At 62.3% G+C, this 24,213-nt stretch carries 17 protein-coding genes and 1 pseudogene; 5 read left to right on the forward strand and 13 right to left on the reverse strand.

Annotated features, from left to right (window positions below):
- Window positions 1-19: 19 nt before the first annotated feature.
- Genes NAV32_RS06635 through NAV32_RS06650 form a run of 4 tightly spaced genes read right to left on the reverse strand, consistent with a single transcriptional unit; the run spans window position 20 to window position 5,844 of the window.
- A complete protein-coding gene (locus NAV32_RS06635; RefSeq protein ID WP_256052010.1) occupies window positions 20-1,033 on the reverse strand; it encodes an HlyD family secretion protein in 1,014 nt (337 codons plus the stop codon).
- Window positions 1,034-1,042: 9 nt separating this feature from the next.
- Window positions 1,043-3,124: a TolC family protein gene (locus NAV32_RS06640; protein ID WP_256052011.1), complete on the reverse strand. Its 2,082-nt coding sequence runs from the start codon at window positions 3,122-3,124 to the stop codon at window positions 1,043-1,045.
- A complete protein-coding gene (locus tag NAV32_RS06645) occupies window positions 3,124-4,452 on the reverse strand; it encodes a glycosyltransferase family 2 protein (RefSeq protein ID WP_256052012.1) in 1,329 nt (442 codons plus the stop codon). Before NAV32_RS06645 ends, NAV32_RS06640 begins: the two co-directional genes overlap by 1 nt.
- Window positions 4,453-5,844: a diguanylate cyclase domain-containing protein gene (locus NAV32_RS06650; RefSeq protein WP_256052013.1), complete on the reverse strand. Its 1,392-nt coding sequence runs from the start codon at window positions 5,842-5,844 to the stop codon at window positions 4,453-4,455.
- Between the two features lie 309 nt (window positions 5,845-6,153).
- Here NAV32_RS06650 and coaD point away from each other — a divergent pair, with 309 nt between their 5' ends.
- Entirely contained in the window at window positions 6,154-6,636 is a 483-nt protein-coding gene (gene coaD, locus NAV32_RS06655) for a pantetheine-phosphate adenylyltransferase (protein WP_256052014.1), read from the forward strand.
- A gap of 103 nt (window positions 6,637-6,739) precedes the next feature.
- Window positions 6,740-6,991, forward strand: a complete 252-nt coding sequence (locus tag NAV32_RS06660; protein WP_021206077.1) for a YfhL family 4Fe-4S dicluster ferredoxin — start codon at window positions 6,740-6,742, stop codon at window positions 6,989-6,991.
- 54 nt (window positions 6,992-7,045) lie between these two features.
- Here NAV32_RS06660 and NAV32_RS06665 read toward each other — a convergent pair whose 3' ends face one another.
- The 8 genes and pseudogenes from NAV32_RS06665 to NAV32_RS06700 form a co-directional block, all read right to left on the reverse strand.
- Window positions 7,046-8,890 carry a Na/Pi cotransporter family protein gene (locus tag NAV32_RS06665; protein WP_256052015.1) on the reverse strand — a complete coding sequence of 615 codons (1,845 nt, stop codon included), beginning with the start codon at window positions 8,888-8,890 and terminating at the stop codon, window positions 7,046-7,048.
- A gap of 99 nt (window positions 8,891-8,989) precedes the next feature.
- Entirely contained in the window at window positions 8,990-9,331 is a 342-nt protein-coding gene (locus tag NAV32_RS06670; protein ID WP_256052016.1) for a multidrug transporter, read from the reverse strand.
- 121 nt (window positions 9,332-9,452) lie between these two features.
- On the reverse strand, window positions 9,453-10,265 hold the full coding sequence (gene mutM, locus NAV32_RS06675) for a bifunctional DNA-formamidopyrimidine glycosylase/DNA-(apurinic or apyrimidinic site) lyase (protein ID WP_256052017.1): 813 nt from the start codon (window positions 10,263-10,265) through the stop codon (window positions 9,453-9,455).
- A 78-nt stretch (window positions 10,266-10,343) separates the two neighbouring features.
- Window positions 10,344-11,786, reverse strand: coding sequence for a sigma-54-dependent transcriptional regulator (locus NAV32_RS06680; protein ID WP_256052018.1), 1,443 nt, complete (start codon window positions 11,784-11,786; stop codon window positions 10,344-10,346).
- Entirely contained in the window at window positions 11,786-13,354 is a 1,569-nt protein-coding gene (locus NAV32_RS06685) for a phospholipase D-like domain-containing protein (protein WP_256052019.1), read from the reverse strand. The genes NAV32_RS06680 and NAV32_RS06685 overlap by 1 nt, the downstream gene beginning before the upstream one ends.
- Window positions 13,354-14,490 (reverse strand): hypothetical protein, encoded by a 1,137-nt coding sequence (locus tag NAV32_RS06690; protein ID WP_256052020.1) that lies wholly within the window; start codon window positions 14,488-14,490, stop codon window positions 13,354-13,356. The genes NAV32_RS06685 and NAV32_RS06690 overlap by 1 nt, the downstream gene beginning before the upstream one ends.
- The gene (locus NAV32_RS06695) at window positions 14,487-17,183 is read right to left on the reverse strand and encodes an AAA domain-containing protein (protein ID WP_256052021.1); all 2,697 of its coding nucleotides are present in this window, start codon (window positions 17,181-17,183) and stop codon (window positions 14,487-14,489) included. Before NAV32_RS06695 ends, NAV32_RS06690 begins: the two co-directional genes overlap by 4 nt.
- Before the next feature lie 357 nt (window positions 17,184-17,540).
- Window positions 17,541-18,091: pseudogene (locus NAV32_RS06700) on the reverse strand (HDOD domain-containing protein); the annotation flags it as partial.
- Window positions 18,092-18,316: 225 nt separating this feature from the next.
- Between NAV32_RS06700 and NAV32_RS06705 the strand changes: the two are divergent.
- From NAV32_RS06705 to NAV32_RS06715, 3 genes are all read left to right on the forward strand, one after another.
- On the forward strand, window positions 18,317-19,513 hold the full coding sequence (locus NAV32_RS06705; protein WP_256052022.1) for a class I SAM-dependent rRNA methyltransferase: 1,197 nt from the start codon (window positions 18,317-18,319) through the stop codon (window positions 19,511-19,513).
- Between the two features lie 299 nt (window positions 19,514-19,812).
- Window positions 19,813-21,651, forward strand: a complete 1,839-nt coding sequence (gene ilvD, locus NAV32_RS06710) for a dihydroxy-acid dehydratase (RefSeq protein WP_256052023.1) — start codon at window positions 19,813-19,815, stop codon at window positions 21,649-21,651.
- A 389-nt stretch (window positions 21,652-22,040) separates the two neighbouring features.
- Window positions 22,041-23,591: a nucleobase:cation symporter-2 family protein gene (locus NAV32_RS06715; protein WP_256052024.1), complete on the forward strand. Its 1,551-nt coding sequence runs from the start codon at window positions 22,041-22,043 to the stop codon at window positions 23,589-23,591.
- Between the two features lie 216 nt (window positions 23,592-23,807).
- Here the strand turns inward: NAV32_RS06715 and NAV32_RS06720 are convergent, their stop codons facing one another.
- Window positions 23,808-24,167, reverse strand: coding sequence for a DUF1090 domain-containing protein (locus NAV32_RS06720; protein ID WP_256052025.1), 360 nt, complete (start codon window positions 24,165-24,167; stop codon window positions 23,808-23,810).
- Between the last annotated feature and the right edge of the window lie 46 nt (window positions 24,168-24,213).

The raw sequence follows: 24,213 nt of genomic DNA on the forward strand, positions 1-24,213 counted from the left end.
GGTCTGCACAAACCGCTCGCTAGCCGCCCCCGAGACGCCAGGCATGCGGGAAGCGGGCCTTGAGACCGAGACGGTCGATACGCCACGCCTCCGGCAGGTCATCCACCCGTGCCAGCACCCGCAGGCTGCGCTCCGGGGCGCTGAACGGAGGCCGTAACTCGGTCGGCACCTGCGCGGCATTATCTACAGCCTGAACCACCACTGCCGGGCGCTGGCTGCCATCAGGAAAAATCAAGCTCAGAGGCTGACCGACGGCGGCATTGGCTGCATGGCGCGGGTGCAGATAGATCCACACCTGGGCCTCACCCGCGCGCTCCAGACGCAACAGGGGCATGCCGGGGCCAACGTTCTCGCCCGGCGCAACCATGATCTCGCCGACCTTGCCGTCTGCTTCGGCACGCAATTCGAGCCCCTGCAGGCGACTGTCCAGCCAAGCGAGCTCCAGTTCGCGCTGACGCTGGTCCGGGTCAAGGGTCGGCTGACGGCGCTGCTCAAGCTGATAGATGTCGCGCAACCGTGCGTCACGCTGATCGGTCGCTGCCAGCAGCTCACCACGAGTGGCCGCACCGGCCTCGTACAGACGCTGCGTCTGCTCCAGCCGCACCCGTGCGCGCTCAAGCAGAGCCTGCAACAACGCACCCTCGCGCTCCAGCGCCGATCTGTCGTATTCGCTCGGCGCACTCTTTGCGGCCTCCAGCAGAAAACGCCGCGCCCGCCATTCCGGATTATCCAGCCGGACCAGCACATCACCCGCCAGAACGCGCTGGCCCGGCTGCACCAACACCTGCTGCACCTGTGCCCCGTCCCGTGCGCGCAGCTCGCCACCCGGCAGATGCAGCTGTGCGGGGGCTTCGATCAGCCAGAGCGCCAGCATCCAGCGCCCCAGCAGCCATAACAGCGGACTGACCACCGTCAGCAGGATGAGGTACCAGCGCAGCCGGAAAGCCAGGCGTTTGCCGGGCGCATAAAGCACCTGCAACCCCTGCTCCTGAGTCGGCTGCTGTTCCTTGGCGCTGGAAAACTTGATCTTCATGCTCGGTGCTCAATGGGGATAAAAGGACCAGTCCTGCCAATCGATGCCGCCAACGGATACGGCTTGCAAACGCTGCCGCCAGCGCTCGACCTGTGCCTGCAACTGCACATGACCTGTGCCACTCCAGGTTTCCTCTGCAGCCAGTTGCGGTTCCAGGCTCTGTGCCAGGCGGAACCTCAGCGCCGGCCAGCGCCGGGCGATACCTTCGGCCAGCTCGGCGCTGCGCTCGGGGTTGCGCGTATAGATCATCAGGCTCACCTGCTGCACGCCCACCTGTTGCAGGTGACAGGGCACGCAGTACTCGCCGGGGCGCCGCGCAACGAACCAGCGATGGTGACTGGACAGCTCCAGCGGCCAGGGGCTGACGCGCACCACCTGCGCCAGCGTATCCACCCAGTCCTGCAGGCGCTCTCGGGGAACCGGCCAGCCCAGTTGCTCGACTTCCAGATCCAGATGCAGAGCGTCGAACGGCTGCGTCGCCAGTTCGGTCAATAGATCGAGCAGCCCCTGGCGCGGCCCCGGCAAGAGCCACTGCGGATCACCGAGCAGCAGTGCCACCTCCAGCCCGAGTTCGTGTGCCTCATTCAGCGTCAATCTGAGCCCTTCGCGCAGTCGCTCGGGCTGGGCAACCTGCGTGGCGCTGACGCCGAGATAGATGCGCTGCATGCCGGCCTCGCGCAAGGCACTCAATGCCTGGCGCCGGCTCTTTTCATCGAGCAGCTGCCGGCTGTCCCAGACATAGGCGCCTTGACGCCACACCGTCGATTCGACCGACGCCGGCCGTGGCGCATTCGGCAACAGCTCCTGCCAGCCCAGCGTCAGCGGACCGAGCAACGGTGAGCGCTGGTCGCCGTCAACCAGCAGACGCAGCGCCGCATCCTGCAACCAGAGCGCGTGCCATGCCGCGATCAGCCGCAATCCGGCATAGCCGTGTTCGAGCTCCGCCGTCAGCGTGCCCAGGAATGCCTGGTCGATCTGGCTGTCACGACGCAAGCGTTGCTCATGCATGGCCAGGGCCGCCGACTCCAGTTGCTGGCGCGATGCCGACAGCTCTTCGGTGGCCAGCCGCCGTGTCCGCAACGCCTGCGCAAGCCCTTGCGCCAGCTGCTCACGCTCGGCATCCAGCTGCGCCACTGCTGCCTGATAACGCGCCGCGCCAAGATTGTCACGCGCCTGACCGTAGGCCAGCGGATCAAAGGGCGCCGAGAGGCTGATGCTGGCAACCAGGCCATTTCCCGGTTTGCTGCCGCCGTTTCGCTCCTCAAAGCTCTGCGCGATGCTGAAATTCGAGTCGACACCGGCATACCAAGGACTGTCCCGGTTCTGTTCAGCCAACTGCAACTGCTCGCGACGTTCCAGCAAACGCGGATGCGCTTCCAGAGCCTGCAACCATGCATTGAGGGGCTGTACGGTGTCGGCCAGCATTTCGGCCTGTGCCTGATCCTGCGAGCCGACAGCCTGGCCGGACAGGGCCTGCAGGCTGTAGCGGGTTTCATCCAGTACCAGCCGAACTTCTGTACAGCGTCGCTGCAAGGCCTGCCAGCGACCATCCAGCAGTCCGGCTTCGGAGGCCAGCAACCAGCCACCCCGCAAACGCTCCGCCAAATGTTGCCGGGCCTTTTGCGCACCTTCGGCAAGCCCTTCACACCAGCGTTGCTCCTGCTGTGCACGCCACCAGTCGGCGTAGGCACTGCGCAGCGCCAGACGCTGCTGGGCCTGGTACAGAAGACGCCGTGCAGCCTGCTGCTGACGCTCGGCATCCACACTGCGCACCGCTCCCAGCTGTCGGTGCAGGCTGCCCAGCAAGGGGTGACGCAAACCCAGGGCAAGGTCGCGCCCGTAATAGTCGTCACGCAGCTCCTCGGTCACCAGTTCGCGGTAACGTCCGACGCCAGCCGAGGCGAACCATTGCCAGCCAGCCTCGGCCTCACGCTGCTGACGAAGCGCATCCAGCGCGGACATCTCGGCTTCGACGGCACGCAGCGCCGGTGCCGCGACACTGTTGTCGAGCAAGGTCGCCAAGGGCAGCACATCGGCCCGGCAGGTCGCGACCAGCCACGACAGTAGGAAAAACGTACAGAAACGCAGCATCAGAACCTCTTCGCCTTGCGCAACACCCACCAGGGCGCCATTGCCGTTTCCTCATGCCCGCGCCGGATCAGCTCGTTGAGAATCGCCACGGCGCTCCAGCAACGCATGACGAACATGAACAACGGAAACAGCGGCACCGCCCAGCACAGCCGGAGGTCTTCCCGAGGCCGCTCGGACACCATCGCCAACAGCGCAAAATAGGCCAGCAGGGTGTTGGCCAGATAGACCAGATAAACCAGCAGTGCCAGCACCAGAAAGGTCGACAGCGTCAGCGCATACAGCCCGACGAAGAAGTAGCCGAGGATGATGAACGGCAGCACCAGCTGAAAGAAAAACCCGGTCAGCAGCACGACCAGAAAGTTTGGCCAGCCCAGCAGGCGCGGAGTGAAACTGTGCCGATGCTTGCGCACATAGAGGAAGAACAGGTCGCCATCCCAGCGCAGACGCTGCATGAGAAACTGGCGGAATGTCACCGGCGCGTCGGTATGCCCGATGGCGCACGGCTCAAAGGGAATACGCAACGGTCTGCGACCGAAGTAGTTCTTGATACGCAGGGTGAGATCCAGATCCTCGGCGGTGTGGGTGTCCCAACCACCGATCTTTTCGAGAAAGCTGCGACGAAAGGCCCCGAAAGCACCTGAAACATTGTTCACGACGTTCCACTCGCTGAGGCCGATCTTGGCCATCTGGATCGACAGCAGATACTCCAGTGCCTGCATGGCCGTGCTCAGCGAAGCCCGCGCGTTGCGCACCCGCAGGCTGCCGGCGACGGCAGGCACGTCGGGGTCCTGGAAATGCCGGACCACATTGACCAGCATGTCGTTGTCGAACGAGGTATCGCCATCCAGGGCCATGACGATCTCGCCAGTGCTGTATGCCAGCCCTGCGTTCAGTGACGAAACCCGACCTCCACGCTGCCATTTGGCTATCGGGCGCAAAAAGCGGCGCGGGTATAGGCGTGCATCGACACGAAAATCCCGCACGGCCTGCATGGTCGAGTAGTTGAGCGCCGCACCATCGACCACCGGGATCATCTCCACCTCGCCGCGATAGGTTTGCTCGCACAGGCTGAGTAGCGTGGTCTGCACATCGCGGCCTTCGCTGTAGCAAGTAATGATGCAGGACACGCGCGGCAAGTAGCTGTTGCCTTCGGGCACCACGAATGGCTTGCGCACGAACCAGCGCAACACGCCGAACAGGATTACCAGATTGATCGGCACCTCCAGCAGCAGAAATGCCGGAAACAGCATGACCAGCAGGTAGCCCAGGCCATCAGGCTTGTCGAGTTCGCCGAGGATACCCAGCCACTGCAGCCAGAAGCCTTCCATTCAACCCAGCTCCCCGCCCAGTCGCGCCAGCAGCAAGGCCGCATCCTCCTGTTCAAGCAGATCATCCGGCGCGGTGAAGCTTGCCTGCCGCAACTGCAGACGCCCGATATGCTCACTGGCCAGTCGCTCAACGTTGTGAGCCAGCCGCTGGCGCACGACCGCAACGCCCGATGCATCGGTGTGCGGCATCATGATCCAGAGAATCTCCTCACTGACTCGGCTGCAGCGATCCGTGTCGCGCACTGCCTCCTGCAGATGCTCGACCAGACCATCCACCAGCGCATGGCCTCGCAGCTCTCCAAGCTCGCTGATGGTCGCCGCCAGATTGACGAACCGCAGCCCCAGCAATGAAAACGCCGGTTGCTTGTAGCGACGCACCTGCTGCAGCTGCCAGTTGAGCAGCTCATGGAAAGCCTTGCGGGTCAGAAGGTTGAGCTGGCTGAACTGATTGGCCTCAACCGCATTGCTGCCGTATCCCTGACGACAACGCAAACGCCCGGCCTCGGCCAGTCGATAGTTACGCACTTCACGCACGCGCAGCTTGTCCGGAGCATGGGCGAGACCACAGTCCAGACAGCGGGCCTCGATGTCCGCGTCGACAAAGAACGACTGGCAGCTGCGGCAACGGTAATTTTCCAGAGGGCGGTCATAATCGCTGCCAATATGACGCAGGCGGCTGAGGCAGTTAGGACAGAGCAGCAGCCCGTCTTTCAGAAAATGCTCCTGCGGCCCGACATGCCCGCAGGTGAAGCAGTGAAGCGACGGCTGGCGGGCGATTTCCAATGTCTGGCACTCGGGACAGACATCCACATAATTCAGCCGCCCCGAGCCGCAACCGACACACAGGCGCACCCGGTCGAGCAGCTCGGCTTCCTCCAGCCAGCCCTGCTGGGTCATCAACTGCAGCCAGGTAAAGGCGTTTGGTGTCTCATCGTCCCCCAGCGCTTCAAGCAGAGGATAGTGATAATGCTGCGCTACGCTCACACTGCGGACGGCATACACCGCGCTCTGTGGCCGCAACCACAGCCAGGCCAGCACCCGCGCCTCGAACCGCTCAGGCAACGCGCCCCGATTGAACAGTCCAAAACGCTCGTTCCACAGCTGCCACAATGACGCCAGAGCGCCCAGGTCTGACGGCGGAGCGCCATCACCCAGCGCCACACAGCAGGCATCCTGATCCTGGCAGCAATAGATCAGACTGAACCGATAGCGCCGGTCCATACGCAGCGCGCGCAAGGCCTCGCCAGCACGTGCCCCCGGCAAATCCAGCAGCAGAACGTCATACGCAGGAGCATCGCGAAGGTCGGAAAGCGCGGCAAGGCGCTCGACTTCAATCGAGCTATAGGAGGCTTGTGAAACACCCAGCACAGCAATACGTGGCGAAGAGGACATGGCGGCACAACCAGTAGCGCATGGATATCAAAGAGCCACTATTGTATTGCAACGCCTTCTGCAATTCGCCAGATAATCGTCACTTTTTAAATATTTTTATGCGCCACTAAAAAGATAGTCAATTATCCGTCATATCTGGATTGATTCGACTACCCGCCCCGCTATAAGCACCCCCGCGTAGAGCCTGCGCGACTCGTCGCCGGAAAACACACTCGCCACACCATCAGATACCACTTGGCCACTCAGGCTTTACGCTGCCAACACCAAGCCGCTACCATCCACCCCCCACGCATGCGTCAGGACGCCGCGATGAATCGAGTGCTGTATCCGGGAACCTTCGATCCGATCACCATGGGTCATACCGACCTGATCGAACGCGCCTCGCGCCTGTTCGACGAAGTGATCATCGCGATTGCTGCCAGCCCGCACAAGAATCCTCTGCTTCCGCTTGAACAGCGTGTCGCACTGGCCAAGGAAGTCACGGCGCATCTGCCCAACGTCAAGGTACTGGGCTTTTCCACGCTGCTGGCACATTTCGTTGTTGAACAGAAAGCCAATGTGCTTCTGCGCGGGCTGCGGGCGGTTTCGGACTTCGAATACGAGTTCCAGCTGGCCAACATGAATCGCCAGCTGGTACCGGATGTGGAGAGCCTGTTCCTCACCCCGTCCGAGAAGTTCTCCTACATTTCCTCGACCCTGGTACGTGAAATCGCCCGGCTCGATGGCGATGTCTCCAAGTTCGTTCACCCTTCGGTCGTGAAGGCACTGGCGGAACGTTACGCCAGCAAGTGAATCCGCCCGCGACAACCGCAGCGTGCGCCGAGCGGGCTGCTGCGGCAAAATTGGCGCATCGTTCCTGGTAATCTGCGGCCCGCGCCGCCGCTGGAGTTAACAGATGTCCCTGATAATCACCGATGACTGCATCAACTGCGATGTGTGCGAGCCCGAGTGCCCGAACAGCGCCATTTCCCAGGGTGAGGAAATCTACGTCATCGACCCCAACCTGTGTACCGAATGCGTCGGCCACTACGACGAGCCCCAGTGCCAGCAGGTCTGCCCGGTAGACTGCATTCCGCTCGATGCGAACAACGTCGAGAGCAAAGATGAGCTGATGCAGAAGTATCTGATCATTACCGGCAAGGCCTGATCCCGCTCTTGCCGTTTCCGCCTGGAGCGCCTGAAAAGGCACTCCAGTCTCGCGTCAGACGCCCAGAATCAGCGACTCGTCCTGGTCGTCTTCATTTTGCAGCAGTCGCGTCAGCTCCTCCCCCGCACCCAGCAGCAGCGCGTTGCGCAAGCTCTGAATGATGCGGCTGGCATAACCCAGATCGTTCATCAGCGAGCTGGTCTGCAGACCATCGAGTTGTTTGTTGCGCACCGCCATGAAGAGGCGCTTGCGGAACTCGCCATCGAAACCGGCGGCACGGTCATCCAGCCATTGCAGCCGTTCACGCCACAGGGTTTCAGGCAGCTCGGACCGGTGCAGTGCGCGCAACTCGCGCAAGGTCTCCAGCAGGTGGCGACGCAGCTCGACGTAGCTCTTGCGCACGATCGATTCGTCCTGACGCAGGTAGTGACCGAGGTTCTTCTGCAGGTGCTTGGCATCCTTGACCGCATCCACCAGCTGCAGCGAAACGACCTGGCAGTTCATCCAGAACGTCTGATGCGCCTCATCCTGCGGCAAATGCATTCTGCCCATGAAGCTCAACAGGTCGCTGTACACACCCTTGATGTGGCGCTGATAGAGCACATCGGCATCCAGCGCATGGGCATCCGGCGGCGCGTGCAGCAGATGCTCGTCAATAGGCACCGGCTCAAGCTGCTCCACCGGCAGATAGAGCGCATGACAGATCACCTCCATGCTCAGGCGCCCCAGATGACGCAGCTCGCGCGTCACCGCACTGGCGGCGGCATCCACCGAATCCAGCGCTTCCTCTTCGAGGTAACGGGCACGCGTCGAGGTCATCTCCAGTTGTTGTTCGGGAACAACCAGCTCGGCAATCAGAACCTGAGGCTCCTCCGGCTCAGGCAACCAGCGCAGCAGCAGAATGGCCAGGCGTTCCTGCCAGAACCAGAACAGCAACACGCCAAATGCATTGAACAGGGTATGGAACAGGGCCAGTTGCAGCAGGCTGTTGCCGCCCAACCCCACCAGGCCACTCGCCCACAGCACCAGCCAGTTCAGCGGCTGGAGCAAGGCAAACGTCACCAGCGCCGTACCCACGTTGAACAGCACATGCACCAGTGCCAGACGCTGGCCACTTCGATTGCCGCTCAGCGCCCCCACCAGCCCCGTCGTCACGGCAGTACCGACGTTGGCGCCGATGGCGATCGCCAGGCTCTGAGCCAGATCCACCTGACCGCTGGCCAGAGCCGCCAGCGTCAGCATCAGGGTGGCGTGGCTGGACTGCAGCACCATGGTCAGCACGGCTCCCACGGCCACGAACAGCAGTTGCCCGCTCAGGCCGTCGGCCCGGTATTCGGTCAGATCCATGCCGGCACCGAAGGCATCGAAGCCCTCCTTGATGCCGTCGATACCCAGAAAGATAAAGGCAATACCCAGCACGATGCGCCCAGCCGCCCGGCTCTTGGGCCCGTTGAAGCCGGCCAGCACGCCGAACACCAGCAGCGGCAGCGCCAGCGGACTGAGGCTAATGTTCTGTCCGGCCAGGGCCAGCAACCAGATACCGAAGCTGGCACCCAGATTGGCGCCGAACAGAACGGCAATGCCACCCGCCAGCTGGATCAACCCGGTACTGATAAAGGCAATGGTCAGCAGCGAAACCAGCGTGGTGGACTGCAACAGCATGGTGCCGCCGATGCCGAACAACAGCGCCTTGCCGGGTGTCGAGGTGCTTCGCCCCAGCAGCGCTTCCAGCTTGCCGCCGGCAAGCTCACGCAAGCCCTCTTCCAGGCACTGCATGCCGAACAGGAACAGCGCCAGGCCGGCGCAAAGCTGCAACCAGCCCTGGCTGGACCAGAATGACCAGGATAGGACCAGCAACCCAAGAACGGGTATAGAGAGTTTGAGAAATCGACTGGACACGTTTTCCGGCTTCGCTCGCAGATTAAGGGCGACGAAGCCTACGCCAAGCACACGCAGGCCGGAAGCCCTTGCACCCCCGACCTTTGTGGAGCGCGCGGATCAGTCCTGGCGGTTGTAACCGACGCGGGTGCAGCCCAGGCAACGGGCAAAAGCCGCAGCGCCAGGCTCGACCACCAGGGCGTGTCCGGTTTCCTTGATGCCGCCGCCCATGGCAGAGAACGGCAGACTGACAACAAACACACCCGCTCCGATGACGGTTGCAGCAATCAGCAGGGGCCGTGCGATCAGCAGGTCGCCGACGATTGAAAAGGCCTTGGGCGCCTCGACGGTATACATCGGGTCGCCGCTGGCATTCTGGTGCGCCGATTGGGCATGAGCCGGCATCGCCAGCAGGCCGGTAGTCAGAGTCAGGACAACGGCAGTGGAGCGAAACACTTTCATGGTGTGATCCTTCAACTGGGCGAAACGGGGCAGTTTATTGTCGTGCCGGTCACTATAGCAGCGGCCACCGCCTGCTGATCGTGAACGCCGTCAATGCCTGCAGTGTTGATACAGGTCGCGTTTAACGCTGACAGCGGAGGCAATGGACGCTGGCGCGCTGCCCCAGCCGGGTTTCGCGCAGGGTCGAACCACAGGTCTTGCAGAACTCACCGCCTCGTCCGTAAACGAAAAGCTCCTGCTGAAAATAGCCCGGCTTGCCATCGCCACCGACGAAATCGCGCAGCGTGGTGCCTCCGCGCTCGATGGCGTAAGCAAGGATGCGCCTGATTTCCAGCGCCAGTTTCAGATAGCGCGCCCGCGACACCGCACCGGCGGCGCGACGTGGGTCGATGCCGGCGGCGAACAACGCCTCACTGGCGTAGATGTTGCCAACCCCGACCACCACGGCGTTATCCATGATGAACGGCTTGATCGCCATGCTGCGCCCACGCGACAGGCGGAACAGCCGGTCGCCGTCAAAAGCATCACCCAGTGGCTCCGGGCCGAGACTGGCCAACAGCTTGTGGCTGAGCGGGTCGTCGCTCCAGAGCAGCGCACCGAAGCGCCGCGGATCGGTGTAGCGCAGCGCCAGACCCGACTCCAGAACGATATCGACGTGCTCGTGCTTGCCCGCCACAAGCTCGCCGTCCACCAGCCGCAGGCTGCCGGACATCCCCAGATGAGCGATCAGCGTGCCCACTTCGGCCTTGATCAACAGGTACTTGGCCCGTCGCTCGACCGCCTCGATACGCTGGCCGGACAGGCGCACGTCAAGGTCCTCCGGGATCGGCCAGCGCAGCCGCCGCTCACGCACGATCACGCGGCTGACACGCTGGCCGACAAGATGCGGTTCGATACCGCGACGGGTGGTTTCGACTTCAGGAAGTTCGGGCATGGTGGTCACCGGCAGAGATCCGAGGCCGGCAAGCCTGCCGCAGACGGCGCAGGGTGGCAAGCAGGGTGGCAAGCAGGGTCAGGTATCGGTCTCCTGCCCCTGCTTCATATCCTCTCTCAAAGTTTTCTCGTCACAGCCCAGAGCCTTTGCCGCACGCGCCCAAGTGCCGTAATGCTCTTTAGCCCATTGTGCAAGCTGGTGGCGGAACCAGTGAAGGCGCTCCGTGCGCGAACCTTCGCCATATGCAACCTGTGGAGTATCCATGGGGCCAGACTCCAGCCACTCATCCAGCGCACGATCCAACCCGTGTCCAGCATCCCCCGGTGATTGCCAGGCCATGCACAGCAGCGCCAGCTTCTGCAAGTCACGCATGTTGCCGGCCAATGGTTGGCACCGCAGCTCTTGCTGCAACTTCGAAGACCAAGGGGCTTGCTCCGGCAACTCATCAGTCTGGCGCAACTCTTGCCATACCCTGTGCCAGTCATCTTTCAGATCCTCCCGGCACTCGCGCAAAGGGGGCACGGTCACTGTCAGATGGCTCAGCCGGTCGTAAAGATCCGCGTCCAGTCGCTTGCGAAGTTCGGCCTCCGGCAAGTTGGAAGCACAAACCAGCTCGACATCGACACTTTCTTCCCTGTCGCTGCCCAACGGACGGTAACGACGATGCCGATCCTGAAACACCCGCACCAGCTTGCGCTGGATGGTAGCCGGCAGGTCCTGCACCTCATCCAGAAACAGGATGCCCTTGTCAGCCTCTGCCAGCAGCCCGAGGCGCTTGGTAGCCGCTCCGGTAAAGGCCCCCTTGCTGTGGCCGAACAACAGACTCTCAGCCAGAGAGGAATCCAGCCCGCCACAGGGCACAGTAACCACCTTTGCGCGTCCCTTCAGCACAGCAATAAAGGACTCCACCAGGCGGGTCTTGCCAGTGCCTCGCTCGCCAAGGACCAGCAGGGGAGCCCCCGCAACGCCCGCATATCTACGCAGCCGCTCCATGGCTGCCCGTCGCGCGGCGGAACGCGCATCAGGGACATAGGTTGCATCGTCCGGCCTGAGCTGAGCATGGCGCTGGATCTCGCTCAGATAGGTCGAAATCTCGAAGTCCACGGCATCCAGCCGGGTTTCGTTGGCTTCGGAGACAAACTGGGTTGACCACAGCCTGGTATCTGCTGGAAGACGCCCACCGGCATGCAGCAACAGCCAGATGCTGTGCATGGCCGGGGTGCCCGGTGAGAGGTTGATGTGCAGCATTCCCTCCAGCCGGTGGAGCTCCGGAAGCACCTGACTGCACACCTGCCCATACACTTCCCGATGATTCGTCGGATCGACCAATCGTATCCGGATCGCATCGATGCTTGCACCCTGCAGACTGGATGGCGGATCGTCATAGCGGTCGGGCTGCACCAGATACAGCACACGCCCGATTTCCACTCCCCTTTCACCTAGCCGGGTCAAAGCCTGCCTGAGTACATCAATGCCTGCTCGCTGGGCATGCCAGCAAAGCAGTACGCCCTGCTGCTTCATCAGTGCTCTCCCTTGACCACAATCCTGCTGGCCTTGACCTCTACCAGCACCTTGCGGGCTGCCGCCATCTGGCTGGCATCGGTGATGGCGACGACCAGCTCCCCCTGTGGCTGACGATAAACCGGCGGACTGTAGGGCACCTTTGCGGAAGGCTGCCTGTCCTTCTTGCCCTGCTTGCCGGCCTTATCAGACTCCGTCTCGGGCTGCGGTCGGTATTGCTCCTGCGCCCTGGCATGCAGGCGTGGCGCCTTGATGACCCAGTGGTGGTGAACCTCATGCACAGGCTCCTGCAGCGGATCGGATTTCGGTACAGCCGGTTGCCTGGCCTCCAGGAGTTCGGCACTGGCAGCATCCACACTGCCCAAATCGATACCGCGCTTCAGCCGGACATCGACCTCGCGAAGCTCCTTGCCATTCCATAACCTGGCCTTACCACTGACGGCTCCCAGCTGGGCATCCACTTTCAATACCCAGGGCGCAGTCTCGATCCAGCCCTGCAGGCGCTCATGCAACTCGGCAACGCGCCCATCATGCAGGCACAGACCTAGCTCGAATCCCTCGTCAAGGCCATTCTGTTGCAGGTTCGCTGACATCAGCAGTCCCTGCCGGCGATCCGTCCAGATGGCCTTGGCATGCAGCCAGTTGAAGGCATATACGGCGGCACCGGCCTTGGCCAGCGCAATCAGCGCCGGCATGGCTGCAGGACGCACCCGCGCCAGCACGATCACCTGCAAGCCAGCCTGCGCCCTGGCGCACAACAGCTTGACCACCTCGTGCTCGGCATCCCATCCGAAGCTGCTGACGATGATCTGCTCACGAGCCTCGCGAATCAGGCGCACAACCTCCTGGCGCAGAGTATTGCTGCCGGCTGTGGTTGCGACGATGGCTGTCGTAGCTGCAGGGTGTTTCACCTTACCCAGCGGCTTCACGGCCCTGAAACGATCCCTGGGGTCGACCATTTCATGCTCGGCAGACTCCCACATTGCCCAGCGCAGGTAGCTGGCCATTTCCAGCACCTCATCGCGGTGCAACTGCACACCCAGCTCCTCGTTACGCTCCAGCGCCTCCGTGGTGAGGTTGGCAGTCAGCAGCATGCCCTGCGACTCCAGATCCTCGAAGGGGTCGGCAAGCACGACCTTGGCATGGAAATGCGAAGCCGAGCGGAACAGGGCATGACCAGCCAGTCGATTGAGCATGGCCTTGTGCTGTTCCAATACCTTACGCTCGAACTCTCCATCCCCTGCCTCGCGGCCAAGGCGAGCTTCGGAGGCCAGCAGGATGTAAACCCGTACGCCTCGCCCGGCAGCCTCGACAATAGCGTCTTCAATGGTCTGATCGGCCAGCAGGAAGCTGGAAATAACAGCCACATACTCGGCACGCTCCAGCAGAGATACGGCATGGCTGGCCATGACACGCTGGCGACCGGACTCGAACAGGAAGTCTCCCTGCTCAACACGCGAACGCTGGCGACCGGCAGTGATCCAGACTGGTGGTAATTCAACCTCGCGCAGGCTCTCGACGAGGCTGCAGTGCTTTTCCCAGCTGGAAATATCAATCTTGCTGTTCATTACAGGCTCCAGTCTTCAGCGGCCAGCAGGTACCAGTCTTGAGCGGCCTGCCTCTCGGACTCATCATCCAGCACCGCCTGAGCCAGCTCGGCTCGCTCGGGCATGGTCAGATCAAATTCAGTGAATGGGGCTGTGGCCTCCTGCTGCCAGGTGGCAAAACGCTCACAAGTGGCGTAATCCCTGACGCGCTCAATCAACCGCCACTCCGCCCATTCCTCGGCATCCTCAAAAGAGGCTGCCAGCAGTGGCACCTGGCGAATCTCTGTCGCCCTGAACGCCCCCAATCCCTTGAGCTGTGGCTGAGAGATTCGCAATACACGCTGCATCGGCTCACGCTCGCTCGGCTCGGTCTCAGCGAAGCTGACCTGCAGAGCGGACAGAACCTGATCCCAGCTGCCCCATAGTCGCTGCTGCTCCAGCAGTTGCTGCCACGCCTGCGCAGCCGTCAGCCGAGGAGCCGGCAGCACGGTATCCACCGACGCCTGAACGCAACTGCCCTTGAGATGCAGAGTGCCGGCACTGATATCCCAGCTCATCCGCAGCTGACTGTCGGCATCGACCTTTTCGCCCTTCGCCTCCAGCCTGTCGAGTCGCAGGGCGTTGCCTGCAGCGGCAGCAGGTTTGCCTGAGTGACCAATACATCGTTTCAACCAGCCGGGCAGCTCTTCAGGTTGACGCTGCTCCTGGTTGGCCTTGCCCCGCACCTCCTCGCGCGCAGCAGGCTCCCGCCACGGCTCGACCCTCAGCACCGGATAGTCCAGCAATGGATCGTCACTGGCCCAGACTGTCCAGACTCCCGCCTCAGGGATGAATACCTGACCGGACTGCAAGGCCACGCGACCACTGTCGGTCAGGATGTAGCTGCGCTCGTGCTTCTCCAGCAGGCGATAGGCTTCGGCGATCTGCAGCAGCCGCTGACCCACCACCGTGCGGGACTGCTCGTCGAACAGCAGATGACAGGCAATATCTCTGGCATCGGTGCCACGCTCGCCCTGCTCGGCAGCGCGCTGCAGTATGGTCATCAGCTCGGAGCGCTTGCCGGCTTTCGCCACCTCACCGATGACCCGGTAGCACTGCACCTGGATATCCCGCTCCAGCTGGATACGGGGAGTAAAAATGGTGTTGCTCGTTGTCATGAGGCGTTACGCTCGCTGATGTACTTTTCCCAAGGCTCGTCCTTGGCCAATCGGCCAAGCAGGCTGTTTTCGGCCCGCAACATGGCATGACGATCCCCGACGATGATCCGTTGATAGCGTGCCCGGGTGAGCGCCACATTCAGTCGGTTGGGGCTTTCCAGAAAACTGGTCGCATGGCGGCTGGCAATGCTCAGAATGACCAGATCGGCCTCGTGCCCCTGAAATCGATCCACCGTGCACAGCTCTATGGCCAGATACGGTCGCTGCCTGTCGCCACGATGAAAGTGGCGCATCGCATGAGGCTGCTGGCTCCAGCGCCGCAGATGATTGCGCACCTCGCGCTCCTGACCTCGATAGAAGGTGAGCACCGCCACCTCCCAGGGTTGCCCATCCTCCCGCGGGTGCTGCGCTGCCCAGCGCTCGAACTGGCGCAACTCATCGATCACAGCAACCGCTTCATCCCGGTTGGCATTGGCCTGGCCATTGAAGCGCCCCTTCACGTCCAGCCATATCGAACGATGGTCATGGCGCTGAAAACTCCAGGCGCGCTTTGCAGCCATATCCACCGGACTGAATAGTGCCTCGCACCCGTAGACATGCTGGTGCGAGAACTTGGCAATCTCTGGATGCATGCGATGCTGGGTACTCAGCAGCACCTTGCGTTGCGCCAGCGCCTCCTTCGGCAGCCCATCGGTCAGCGCGCTGCCATCCCGCTCCCGTTGCCCCCGGCCAAAACCTTCGCACAGCGACTCCAGAATGGAGGGCAGGGCAATCCGCCGTACTTGCTCGATCTTGTCCTGCGCTTTCTCGACCGAGCCAACAACCCCTTCCACGGGTAGCAGCCGCTGGATCTCATCATTCAGCCGCTGCGCAGTAGTCCGCTTTTGCTGGCCCTCTTCACCTGGCTGTGCGGCAAAACGCTGCTCGTACAATCGTGCCATGCGCCAGCCCAGCTCGTTGGCCCAGTCCGGCAGCGCCTCGCGAGAACAGTCCTGATGACCACGCCAGGCAGATGCCTGACGCTGCATCTGATCCAGTGCAGCCGCCGGGGCACGCACATGGGCAAGATCCAGTGGCAGCTCGACAGAGCGATGCTCCAACTGCTCATGGGTGCCGATGACAATCTCAGCTCGCCACAGCTCGCCAGTGCTCCCCGCATCCGCAAGCGCGACCCCAAGCGCCTGAGCCTGCACCCGATAGCGCTCACTCGCAGTCTCCGTATCCAGGGCTACGGCCATCACACGACGCTTCTTGCCGGAGGGGTGTCCCGCGACAAAGACATCGACGCAGGCATTGCGCGCAGCAGCCTCCGGCATGCAGGCCTGGACATTGACGGCCATTGCGGTGTCGTCCACATAGGGCGACAACTGCTTGGGATCACCGACGATCACCCAGCGCCTGGCCAGCATGGCCGGCACCATGAACTCCTGGAAGGTGGTTTTCGAGGCCTCATCGAGAATCAGCACATCGAACAGCGGCGAAGTACGCGAACTGTCCTTGATGTCCGGATGCTGCAGGATGCCAATGGTGGTGCCACACACCAGATTGGCCGAGTCCAGCACCATGCGCTCAATCGCCGTGTTGCCATGCTGAATGGCATCCAGCAGTTCCTGTTGCGAGCCCGTGCGCGAGCGCTGCCCCTGCAGGGCACGCAACAGCCGCTCACGCTCGGTCTTGATGAAACGCTCCAGCTGCCAGCCACTGGCCTTCTCGGAAACATTACTCCGATCACCCACCCGAACTGGAATCACCAAGTCACGATGGACATTGCGCTCATCCATCAGGCGCTCAAGCACATTGTCCACCGCCACATGGGTAGAGGCGCACAGCAGCACTCGCTTACCCTCTCCAGCCAACTGCAGAATCAGCTCGCAGATCGCCGTGGTCTTGCCTGAGCCCGGAGGCCCCTCCAGCAAGGCGAAATCCGGTGTTTCCATGGCTATCGCCACAAACTCGCGCTGCTCGTCAGTTCCGGGCCGTGCGACATCGGTCAGCACCTTCCAGTCAGCATCGGCGATGTAACGAGGCTCGAAGTCTGGCCAACGGGCATGGCTGGAAGCCTCCAACAGCCTCAGCAATGGGCGCTGCGCAGAGGCAGGCTGGTCCTGCAGCGCCTGCAAGGCATCAATCTGCCGCTTCAGCGTCAGGGTGTTCGGACGCAGCAGGAGCTGGAACCCCGCTTCAGGAAGGCGCTCCAACTGCAACTGGCTGGTTTCCGGATCACGATCCAGCACCCGGATCTGACACTCTCGAGCAAAGGACAGCGTGCCGCCACGCCCCATCCTGAGCGGCTGCCCATCCTCGTCGCAGGCCAACTCAAAAACCTCCCTGACGTTTTCATCCATGAAGTCGCGGAAGGTTGACTCCGGCTCATTGCGCCGATCCTTCGGCTCCTCCAGGGCGACCCAGAACCCAGCATCCGCTACCGGCTTGTGCCTGTTTTGTTTGTTGGCTTGAGCAGTCTTTTTCCGCTCCCGTTCAGGCGCAGAACCGGGAGCCCAGGCCAGTCGCAGTACGGCAGCATCCGTCTCCATGTAGCTCTTGGTGGCAGAGAGGAACTCATAGAAGGGCCTGAGTCCATAGAACGCTCTCTGCATGAGGACATCAGAGCGATGAACCCCCATGTTCCAGTAGTGCAATAAGGCCATGTCGATCTCCATTGGTTTGGCCGCGACCAGACCGTATGTGGTCACTGCCCTCTCAATGTTTCCATAGCGATATACATGCCAACTTATAAACCACTGTTTTAATTGGACTTATATATAAATACACAACCTTGAGCGGGTGTTTCAGCCCAGTTTCGGGTGGTTTCACCCGCATAAAATTTCGCTACAGGCCGCCGATTATATCCCTGGTTCCTGCGCAGCCAACGCTGACCCGTCTGCACGCTGGCCACCGGTGGCGTCTACAGCAACGAGTGGGTGTGACGACCAACCCCTCCCAGCCTGTTTCAGCCGGGCGTCCCGGGCGGTGGCCAGCGGCAAGGCGCTGGCCACCGTCGCGATCAGCAGATACTTGGCGCACCGCTCGACGCGCCCGATACCGCAACACTCGTGGCCCTCCGGCTGCCCGCCCAACACTCGGTGACATGCGCAGATGTGCTCGCACAGCGGCAGCGGCAGCGGCAGCGGCAGCGGCAGCGGCAGCTTCCACGACCTGGCGATATAGCAGCCGACCACCGCATGATTGGTCTTGAACAGCCGGCTCTCGATGCCGATGCTCTTGGCCAGCGTCAAGCAGGTCATGGCGACGTCTTGCGCGGTATCCAAAAACGATAGAGGGCGAGGATGGTATCGTTGCTCATCTCACCCCGGATCGATTGTGCATTGATCAGGTTGATCACCGAATTGCAGCCCAGCAGGTTGACCGCCTGCTGGATGGAGGCGATGCGGTTCGCCAGGCCGAAGAACGGTGAATTGACCGCTTTCAGCAACCCGCCGGCAAGCCTTGGGTCCTGGCTGATCAGCTTGGCCATGGTGCGCAGATCAGGCTCGGGCATGACCTGCTGCATCTGCCGGTCGACCATGATTTGTGGCTGCAGCGGCACACTGATGCCCTGCAGTACGTAGCGGATCTGCTCGTCGGTCAGCTCAGTGGCCATGGTAAGACCCGGCAAAAGCGCGACGACACAAAGCCACAACGAAAAACAAGGGACGGACCTTGTCCAACAACAGGGTCGGATTTCAAGTGAATTGCACCTGCAAGACCTGCATTACACACTAAAGCAGGCCACGCGTGGGCGACGGCGCCTCGTTTTTTCCAGGCTTCCGCTTGTGGCGTGCCGCTTGCCGCTGCTTTAATCGCGCCCTTTACCGGAGCCCCGCCGATGACCCTGCCCAGCCTGCGCCTCAAAGCCAACGCCGATCGCCGCCTGCGCGCCGGTCATCTGTGGGTCTACAGCAACGAGGTGGACACTGCTGCCACGCCGCTCTCCGGTTTTGCTGCTGGCGATCAGGCCATTCTCGAAGCTGCGGGCGGCAAGCCGCTAGGTATCGTCGGGGTGTCACCGAACAACCTGATCTGCGCGCGGCTGCTGTCGCGCGATCTCAAGCACAGCCTGGACAAATCGCTACTGGTGCATCGCATTCAGGTCGCACTGAGCCTGCGCGAGCGCCTGTTCGATCAACCCTGCTACCGCCTGATCTATGGCGACTCCGATCTGCTGCCGGGGCTGGTGGTGGATCGTTTCCACGATCATCTGGTGGTACAGCTGGCCTCGGCGACGATGGAGCGCAACAGGGACGCTGTGCTGGAAGCCCTGGTGCAGGTAATCAAGCCGCGCGGCGTGCTGTGGAAGAACGACTCCGCCGCGCGTGATGCCGAGGGCCTGGAGCGTTATGTCGATACCGCCTTTGGGGTAGTGCCGGAATGGCTCGACCTGGAAGAGAACGGCGTGAAGTTTCAGGCACCGGTACTGCAGGGTCAGAAGACCGGCTGGTTCTACGACCACCGCATGAATCGCGCGCGCCTGGCGCCCTATGTCAAAGGCAAGCGCGTGCTCGACCTGTTCAGCTACATCGGCGGCTGGGGTGTTCAGGCAGCCGTGTTCGGCGCCAGCGAAGTGTTCTGCGTCGACGCCTCGGCCTTTGCCCTCGACGGCGTCGAGCGCAATGCCGCACTCAACGGCGTGGCGGAGAAGATGACCTGCATTGAGGGCGATGTCTTCGAGGCCATGAAGGAGCTGAAGAACTCCGAGGAACGCTTCGACGTGGTCCTCACCGACCCGCCGGCCTTCATCAAGCGCAAGAAGGACCTGAAGAACGGCGAAGCCGCCTACCGCCGCCTCAACGAGGCCGCGATGCGCCTGCTCAACAAGGACGGCATCCTGGTCAGCGCCAGCTGTTCGATGCACTTGCCTGAAGACGACCTGCAAAACATCCTGCTCGGCAGCGCCCGCCATCTGGACCGCAATATCCAGCTGCTCGAACGCGGCGGCCAGGGCCCGGATCATCCAGTGCACCCGGCGATTCCAGAAACCCGCTACATCAAGAGCCTGACCTGCCGGATCCTGCCGAACAGCTGATGACATTGCGGGCGGTGGGTATAAAAAAGCGACATCCCGTGGAAAGCCGTGAAGGTTTTCCACCCCCCTCACACCGATAACCGCAGCATCTGACCATCAGCCTTCCCCACCCCCGCCGCCGCGCGTAGAATCGGGCCATTCCTCGCCACCACCCCGGCGGGCCCGTGAGCCGGGCCGCACGAGCGATATCCGCCTCGTTCCAGCCCCTGCGCCAGCACAGCCACCTGCCGTTGCACGCGGTACAGATGACGCTCACCATAAGCACCACTCGATTAGCCGATCAGCCGCAGGAATCCCTCATGCCCGATTACCGCTCGAAAACCTCCACCCACGGTCGCAACATGGCTGGCGCCCGCGCCCTGTGGCGTGCCACCGGGATGAAGGACGAAGACTTCAAGAAGCCGATCATCGCCATCGCCAACTCCTTCACCCAGTTCGTACCTGGCCACGTGCACCTGAAGGACATGGGCCAGCTGGTCGCCCGCGAGATCGAGAAGGCCGGCGGCGTGGCCAAGGAATTCAACACCATCGCGGTCGATGACGGCATCGCCATGGGCCACGACGGCATGCTCTATTCGCTGCCGAGCCGCGAGATCATTGCCGACTCGGTCGAATACATGGTCAACGCCCACTGCGCCGACGCCATCGTCTGCATCTCCAACTGCGACAAGATCACCCCCGGCATGTTGATGGCCGCCCTGCGCCTGAACATCCCGGTGGTGTTCGTCTCCGGCGGACCGATGGAAGCCGGCAAGACCAAACTGGCAGCCCACGGCCTGGACCTGGTCGACGCTATGGTCGTCGCCGCCGACGACAGCTGTTCGGACGAAACCGTCGCCGAATACGAGCGCAGCGCCTGCCCGACCTGCGGCAGTTGCTCCGGCATGTTCACCGCCAACTCGATGAACTGCCTGATGGAAGCCCTGGGCCTGGCCCTGCCGGGCAACGGTTCGATGCTGGCCACCCACGCCGACCGCGAGCAGCTGTTCCTGCGTGCCGGTCGCGTCGCCGTCGAGCTGTGCAAGCGCTACTACGCTGAAGGCGACGAGTCGGTACTGCCGCGCAACATCGCCAACATCAAGGCGTTCGAGAACGCCATGACCCTGGACATCGCCATGGGCGGCTCCACCAACACCATCCTGCATCTGCTGGCCGCCGCCCAGGAAGGCGAGGTGGACTTCGACCTGCGCGCCATCGACGCGCTGTCGCGCAAGGTGCCGCAACTGTGCAAGGTGGCGCCGAACATCCAGAAGTACCACATGGAAGACGTGCACCGCGCCGGCGGCATCTACTCCATCCTTGGCGAACTGGCCCGTGGCGGCCTGCTGCACACCGACGTGCCCACCGTACACAGCAAGACCCTGGCTGAAGGCATCGCCCAGTGGGACATCACCCAAACCACGGACGAAGCCGTACACACCTTCTTCAAGGCCGGGCCGGCAGGCATCCCGACGCAGACGGCGTTCAGCCAGGCGACCCGTTGGGACAGCCTGGACGACGACCGTGAAAATGGCTGCATCCGCTCCGTCGAACACGCCTATTCCCAGGAAGGCGGCCTGGCCGTGCTCTACGGCAACATCGCCCTGGACGGCTGCGTGGTGAAGACCGCCGGCGTGGACGAGTCCATCCACGTGTTCGAAGGCACGGCAAAGATCTACGAGAGCCAGGACAGCGCCGTGAAGGGCATCCTTGCCGACGAAGTGAAGCCGGGCGATATCGTCATCATTCGCTACGAAGGCCCGAAAGGGGGTCCGGGCATGCAGGAAATGCTTTACCCGACCAGCTACCTGAAATCCAAGGGGCTGGGCGCGGAATGCGCACTGCTCACCGACGGTCGCTTCTCCGGCGGCACCTCGGGCCTGTCCATCGGCCACGCCTCGCCGGAAGCCGCTGCCGGCGGCGCCATCGGTCTGGTGCGTGACGGTGACAAGGTGCTGATCGACATTCCCAACCGCAGCATTCAGCTGCAAGTCAGCGATGAAGAGCTGTCCCACCGCCGCATCGAGCAGGACAAGCTGGGCTGGAAGCCGGCACAACCGCGCGCGCGCAAGGTCTCCACTGCGCTCAAGGCCTACGCCCTGCTCGCCACCAGCGCCGACAAGGGCGCGGTGCGCAACAAGGCGCTGCTGGACGGCTGACCCCAGCTCCCTGCTTCACTCCGGGCCCGGCATATGCCGGGCCCGCTGTTTATGGTCCGGTTCGGCGCCCTGAACTCCAGCACTCCACGGAACAGATTTTCTATCGCCCTTCCCCTGCCAGATTTCCCTGCAAACGGCCCTTACCGGGTCCGCCTTGCGTGCCAGAATGCCCACAGAAACACGCTCTTTCTTTCCTGCATTTCGTCAGAAATCAAAAATAAGCAAAAACTTATTTTTTGAAATTAGCCGACAAACAACACTTTTTAGACAGCAATCACCGCAATTCGCTGAATGTTCTCAACAATCTACAGTGTATACAAAACGCTGGTAAATACACCGCGTTTTTGTCTACATTGTCTGGAACAAGAACAACAGCGAGAAAGCTCACCATGACAGTCTCATCCGCAAGTACCCCTTCGGAGAAGCGTCCAGAGGACGAGAACCTCGGCGTCGGTGCCAACCTGGCCTATGGCCTGCAACATGTGCTGACCATGTACGGAGGCATCGTTGCGGTGCCTCTGATCGTCGGACAGGCAGCGGGTCTGTCGCCCGCCGAAATCGGCCTGCTGATCGCCGCCTCGCTGTTCGCCGGCGGCGCAGCCACCTTGCTGCAGACGCTGGGCCTGCCGTTCTTCGGCTGTCAGCTGCCGCTGGTGCAGGGCGTATCCTTCGCGGGTGTGGCAACCATGATCGCGATCATCGGCAACGACGGCGCTGGCGGCCTGCCGGTGGTGTTCGGCGCGGTGATTGCCGCCTCGCTGATCGGCCTGCTGATCACACCGGTGTTTTCCCGCATCACCAAGTTTTTCCCACCGCTGGTAACCGGGATCGTCATCACTACCATCGGCCTGACCCTGATGCCCGTCGCCGCACGCTGGGCCATGGGCGGTAACAGCCAGGCACCCGACTTCGGCAGCATGGCCAACATCGGCCTGGCAGGCTTCACGCTCGCCTGCGTGCTATTGCTGAGCAAACTCGGCAGCTCCACCATTTCTCGCCTGTCGATTCTCCTGGCCATGGTGATCGGCACCCTGGCCGCAGTGTTCTTCGGCATGGCCGATTTCTCCGGCGTACTGGAAGGCCCGGTGGTGGCCATGCCCTCGCCCCTGCATTTTGGCGCGCCGGTATTCCAGTTTGCGGCGATCCTGTCGATGCTGATCGTGGTCATCGTCACCCTGGTGGAAACCTCCGCCGACATCCTCGCCGTCGGTGAAATCATCGACACCAAGGTCGACTCCAAGCGACTGGGCGACGGCCTGCGGGCAGACATGATCTCCAGCGTGTTCGCCCCGATCTTCGGCTCCTTCACCCAGAGCGCCTTCGCCCAGAACGTAGGCCTGGTGGCCGTCACCGGCATCAAGAGCCGTTACGTGGTGGCCAGCGCCGGCCTGATTCTGGTGACGCTCGGCCTGCTGCCGGTGATGGGTCGCCTGGTAGCCGCCGTCCCCACTGCAGTGCTCGGTGGCGCCGGCGTCGTGCTGTTCGGCACCGTGGCCGCTGCGGGAATCCGCACCCTGGCGCAGGTCGACTACCGCAACAACATGAACCTGATCATCGTCGCCACCTCCATCGGCTTCGGCATGATCCCCATCGCCGCACCGAGCTTCTACCATCACTTCCCCGCCTGGTTCGAGACCATCTTCCACTCCGGCATCAGCTCGGCGGCGATCATGGCAATCCTGCTCAACCTGCTCTTCAATCACCTGACCGCAGGCAACTCGGATCAGCAGTCAGTATTCGCCGCCGCCAGCGAGCGCACCCTGCGCTATCAGGACATCGCCGTGCTGCACGACGGCGACCATTTCCGCGACGGCAAGCTCTTCGATGCCCAAGGCAACGAAGTGCCGGTAGTGAGCAGCGATGATCACGGCGCTTCCTCACGGAAAACTCCGAAGACACCGCGCGCCAAAGTGACAACGGCAGTTCCGAGCAGCGGTTAAGGGTCGACCCCAATCCGACAAAAACCGTGCCCGCCTCATAGAGGCGGGCACGGTTTTATACGGTTCGCGCTGCCGGTACCGTCACGCCGAGCGCCGAAGCCATAGAGGCCGGGTCAAGGGCCGAAGAAGTTCAGCCCGGTAATGCCTTTCACTCAGGAGAAACGCAACCCGAAGGGCTGGGTTGCGTCGAGAACGCAGCAAAACGGGACCAAACACCTAGTCCTTCAATATCTCGCGTAACGCTTCCCTGGCTTCGGCCAGTTTGCGCTCGCGCTTTTCGATCTTCTTCGAATCACCATCACGCAACGCCTCCTGCAGATCGGCTTCACGTTCGCGGACTTCCTCACGCGCTTCGTCGATCTCTTCCTGCCGTTCGGTCTGTAGCCCTTCATCCGTGCAATGCTCGCGAACCTTGCCGAGCGCGGTTTCCAGTCCACCAATGCGTCCGGCATTGCCCTGTTCACGGGCGTGCTCCAGCTGGCGCAGGATGTCTGCCTCCTTGCTGGCACAGCTTTCCTGGGCGTGGGCCAAGCCGGTGACGAGCGACAGCAGTGTTATTGCAACGACAATTTTCATTCGGGGTATCCTCGGCTGGGTTTCGGTGATTGTAGTGCCTGTATCA

The sequence above is a fragment of the Stutzerimonas stutzeri genome (genome assembly GCF_024448695.1).
GTDB classification, from domain to species: Bacteria; Pseudomonadota; Gammaproteobacteria; order Pseudomonadales; family Pseudomonadaceae; genus Stutzerimonas; species Stutzerimonas stutzeri_T.

Bases quoted from the DNA above. Each gene is read 5' to 3' on its own strand.
- NAV32_RS06715 (WP_256052024.1), top strand. From the start codon at position 22,041: ATGACAGTCTCATCCGCAAGTACCCCTTCGGAGAAGCGTCCAGAGGAC.
- NAV32_RS06685 (WP_256052019.1), bottom strand. From the start codon at position 13,354: ATGAACAGCAAGATTGATATTTCCAGCTGGGAAAAGCACTGCAGCCTC.
- NAV32_RS06705 (WP_256052022.1), top strand. From the start codon at position 18,317: ATGACCCTGCCCAGCCTGCGCCTCAAAGCCAACGCCGATCGCCGCCTG.
- NAV32_RS06660 (WP_021206077.1), top strand. From the start codon at position 6,740: ATGTCCCTGATAATCACCGATGACTGCATCAACTGCGATGTGTGCGAG.
- NAV32_RS06645 (WP_256052012.1), bottom strand. From the start codon at position 4,452: ATGGAAGGCTTCTGGCTGCAGTGGCTGGGTATCCTCGGCGAACTCGAC.
- mutM (WP_256052017.1), bottom strand. From the start codon at position 10,265: ATGCCCGAACTTCCTGAAGTCGAAACCACCCGTCGCGGTATCGAACCG.
- NAV32_RS06680 (WP_256052018.1), bottom strand. From the start codon at position 11,786: ATGAAGCAGCAGGGCGTACTGCTTTGCTGGCATGCCCAGCGAGCAGGC.
- ilvD (WP_256052023.1), top strand. From the start codon at position 19,813: ATGCCCGATTACCGCTCGAAAACCTCCACCCACGGTCGCAACATGGCT.
- NAV32_RS06635 (WP_256052010.1), bottom strand. From the start codon at position 1,033: ATGAAGATCAAGTTTTCCAGCGCCAAGGAACAGCAGCCGACTCAGGAG.
- NAV32_RS06670 (WP_256052016.1), bottom strand. From the start codon at position 9,331: ATGAAAGTGTTTCGCTCCACTGCCGTTGTCCTGACTCTGACTACCGGC.
- NAV32_RS06690 (WP_256052020.1), bottom strand. From the start codon at position 14,490: ATGACAACGAGCAACACCATTTTTACTCCCCGTATCCAGCTGGAGCGG.
- NAV32_RS06650 (WP_256052013.1), bottom strand. From the start codon at position 5,844: ATGTCCTCTTCGCCACGTATTGCTGTGCTGGGTGTTTCACAAGCCTCC.
- coaD (WP_256052014.1), top strand. From the start codon at position 6,154: ATGAATCGAGTGCTGTATCCGGGAACCTTCGATCCGATCACCATGGGT.
- NAV32_RS06640 (WP_256052011.1), bottom strand. From the start codon at position 3,124: ATGCTGCGTTTCTGTACGTTTTTCCTACTGTCGTGGCTGGTCGCGACC.
- NAV32_RS06720 (WP_256052025.1), bottom strand. From the start codon at position 24,167: ATGAAAATTGTCGTTGCAATAACACTGCTGTCGCTCGTCACCGGCTTG.